At 38.1% G+C, this 3526-nt stretch carries 3 protein-coding genes; 2 read left to right on the top strand and 1 reads right to left on the bottom strand.

The genetic code is table 11. From position 1 onward, the window contains the following. Nucleotides 1-217, bottom strand: a 217-nt coding sequence (locus tag ACTHJT_RS02775) for a DUF6787 family protein (RefSeq protein WP_440236217.1), incomplete at its 3' end; no start/stop codon positions are given. Nucleotides 218-571: 354 nt separating this feature from the next. Here ACTHJT_RS02775 and ACTHJT_RS02780 point away from each other — a divergent pair. Together ACTHJT_RS02780 and ACTHJT_RS02785 are read left to right on the top strand one after the other, a co-directional pair. Continuing rightward, nucleotides 572-2449: a hypothetical protein gene (locus ACTHJT_RS02780; RefSeq protein ID WP_440236219.1), complete on the top strand. Its 1878-nt coding sequence runs from the start codon at nucleotides 572-574 to the stop codon at nucleotides 2447-2449. Nucleotides 2450-2646: 197 nt separating this feature from the next. Next, nucleotides 2647-3375: a pirin family protein gene (locus ACTHJT_RS02785; protein ID WP_440236220.1), complete on the top strand. Its 729-nt coding sequence runs from the start codon at nucleotides 2647-2649 to the stop codon at nucleotides 3373-3375. Nucleotides 3376-3526 lie beyond the last annotated feature (151 nt).

The raw sequence follows: 3526 nt of genomic DNA on the forward strand, positions 1-3526 counted from the left end.
TGACCATGAACAAATAATAGAACGGGGTTATCAGTAAAATCCATACCGGGATTTTGATCCACAGCGATGTCATATCATCAATACCGATCAGCGGAAAAATGAATTTCCGTACATATACAGCAGAATAACCGGTTAAAGAGAAGATAAGTAATATTTTGATCAAACGCCAGTTGCTTGTAATGCCCCAGCGGGTCTTTAATTTTTCGAAGAATGACATAGTGACACAAACTTAAGAAAAAGTTCTGAATCAAATCTGTTCGATGAAAGGAATAAACGATTATTTAATCCGGCAATTATGAAGGACTTATTTAAGTCTTAATTCTGATGTTTAAGCTGTATTGGAATAATGTAAATGCTCTCTATATTCGTGTAAGAGGATTGTGAAGTTATTATGATAGATTACACTGCATACGTATGTCTACGCCTTCGCCCCTTTATCAAATTTTATCATAAGCCAGTTTTGTTTGTACTCAGAGTGTTGAAAGCAAAAACAAAATACATAACGCTGATAAGAGTTCTTTTGACCACAGTATTCATTTACAGTTTTTTTCTAAATGGATATGGTCAGCAGATGGCTATTAAATTGAAGAAAGGACAATTTTTAGTTTTAAAAGATAAAATTATCCGTTCGCAGGATGACACGGTTGTATACCTGCCCAGTAATACAGACTACAAAAAGCGTAAGGATTACGAAAGGTATAAAAAGAACAAATACGTACGTCAGCTGTGGGATGAGATTTATCTGGAAAATCAAAAATTTATTGATTACGATACAACCTTTACAGTAGAGAGTGAAAATCCTTACGCACCATACGAAGGTAAGATCATCCGTAATATTTATATCAAAAAGGAAAATGTATTTGACCGCGATATATACGATACTGTTTTTGTAAAGAAAAAACTATGGATCGAAAAGGTATCTGAATCTCTGCATGAAAAAACAAAAACATTTGTGGTACGTAACAACCTGTTTATTAAAAACGATTCAGTGGTAGATCAAAACCGTTTGGCAGATAATGAGCGACTGCTCCGTACACTTCCTTATATGCACGATGCGCGGATCTTTGTTAAAAAGGTCAGGCATTCAAAAGACAGCGTTGATATCGAAGTGATCGTTCAGGACCTCTGGACCATCGGCGGATCCTTTACTCCGAATGATATCAATTATTATCAGTGGAAGCTGTATGATGAAAATTTTTTAGGGCTGGGCCAATCCATCACCTACCGCGGACAATACCGTTCCACAAGAACCAAACCCCTGGCCAGCGAATTCACTTACATGAAAAATAATGCAGGTGGTACATTCATCAATCCATATATACGTTATTCGGAGCTGAACGGCGGACTGCATGTTGGGAAGGAAGATGAAGCAAGCATCACACTGGGAGCACTCCGGCCTATATATATGCCTACTGCCCGTTTAGCCGGCGGTTATTTTTATTCAAACAACTGGTCGGTAAACGAAACAAAACAAGCGGATACAAGTTTTTATCATTACAAATACAATGTAAATGATATCTGGGGCGGCGTTACGTTTTCAGGTTTCAAAAATACCGGCGATGATTATGATATCATCTCACGTCAGAATCGTGCACGTTTATTCTTATCAATGCGGTACTTCAATTGCAACTATGTATATCAACCGAACCAGGAAAATGCATTAAGAAGTCCTTTGTATAATAACAATAATTTAACCTTAGGCCAGGCAACCTACTTTCGCTATGACTTTTATAAAACGCGTTATATTTATGGGTTCGGTAGAACGGAAGACGTTCCCTACGGTTATTCTTACCTGATCAATTCCGGTGTGCAGCAAACGCTTGAACAGCTACGTTATTATTTAGGGGCTGCAACGTTCAATAGCTGGGTATCTAAGAAAGGGGATTTCTTTTTGCTGGATCTGCGGGCTTCTGCGTTTTACAATAGTGTGAATCACTTACAGGATTTTTTTGTAAAAGGAGAAGGTACGTATGTCAGTAAAATCAAGATGCTGGGCCGCTGGAAGTCGAGGTTCTATTTTACGCTCAACTATGCAAAGATTATCCGTCCGCAGTTGAATAACGGTCTTAATATCAATGATGCGAATGGTATTCAACAGTTCTTCGCGCCGACTTTACTGGGATATCAGACCTCCAGTCTGAGCGTGATGACCAATTTATTTCCGCGTTTCCGTTTACTGGGTTTTCGGTTTGCATTTGTCATGTTGGCGCAGGTAGCACAAGTAGGCACAGAAACAGAGTTTTTGTATAACAACAAACTGTATTCAGGACTTGCTGCAGGTTTCAGAACAAAAAACGAAAACTTAGTTTTTGACGAATTTGACCTGCGGTTTTATTTCTTTCCTAATGCGCCCGAAGGCGTTTCAACGTTCAAAATTGTAACATCTACCACACCCAGACTGCGCATAAATCTAAGAGGGATTGATGAGCCCTCGATCATTGGCTTGTAGGTGTCTGTCTGAATCAGGATTTACAGGATTAAAAGATTTATAGAATTTTAAAAATATTCTATTTCAATTAGTTATGGCTCAAGTTGAGATATCACGATCCTTTTATCATTTGATCCCTGCAAATCCTGATTTTAATTGCACTTTTTCTCTAAAATAGATGTTATAACATGTAAATAGGAAATATAAGGAGTACAACTATGAAAAAGGAAATACAAAAAGTTATACATAAAGCAAACAGCAGAGGAGCTGCTGACCACGGTTGGTTAAAAGCCAGACATACCTTTAGTTTTGCGGGTTATTACGAAGAAGATCGTGAGCAGTTTGGTGCATTGCGTGTATTAAATGATGATATCATTGAAGCAGGCTATGGCTTTGGCATGCATCCGCACAACAACATGGAAATTATCACTATTCCGTTGGAAGGTGCGCTGAAACACAAAGACAGCATGGGTCATACCTCTGTGATCAAAGCAGGAGATGTACAGGTCATGTCGGCCGGCAAAGGGTTAATGCATTCGGAATACAATGCATCAGAAACCGAAGCATTGAATTTGCTGCAGATCTGGGTGTTTCCGAAGCACCGCAATATTGATCCGCGGTACGGTGAAAAAACATTTGAACCGGAAAGCATGAAAGGTAAATGGTTGAACATTGTATCGCCGATTGAAGATACAGGCGGTGCCTTACAGATCAATCAGGATGCATGGTTTTCATTGGGTAAATTTGAGAAAGGATCATCTGTTTCATACGCTAAAAAACGTGCAGGTAATGGTTTATATGTTTTTGTAATTGAAGGCGGGATTGAGGTGGAAGATGAAGCCTTGTCAAGACGCGATGCTATTGGTATAGAAGGTTCAGACGAGATCAACATAGAAATAAAAGATCATGCCTATGTATTGATCATGGATGTGCCAATGAACGCATAATAAAAGCAACAGCAGGTATGAATGATTAAAATTCGTACCTGCTGTTGCTTTATTTTTTAAAGTCATTTTTATAACGTTGATATTATTATTTCTCTCATAAATTATTTTCTCTTAAATTTTAGGCTTCAATCAAATTATACTTAACTTACTC

It is taken from the genome of Cytophaga sp., assembly GCF_051961495.1.
In the GTDB taxonomy this organism is placed as follows: domain Bacteria; phylum Bacteroidota; class Bacteroidia; order Cytophagales; family Cytophagaceae; genus Cytophaga.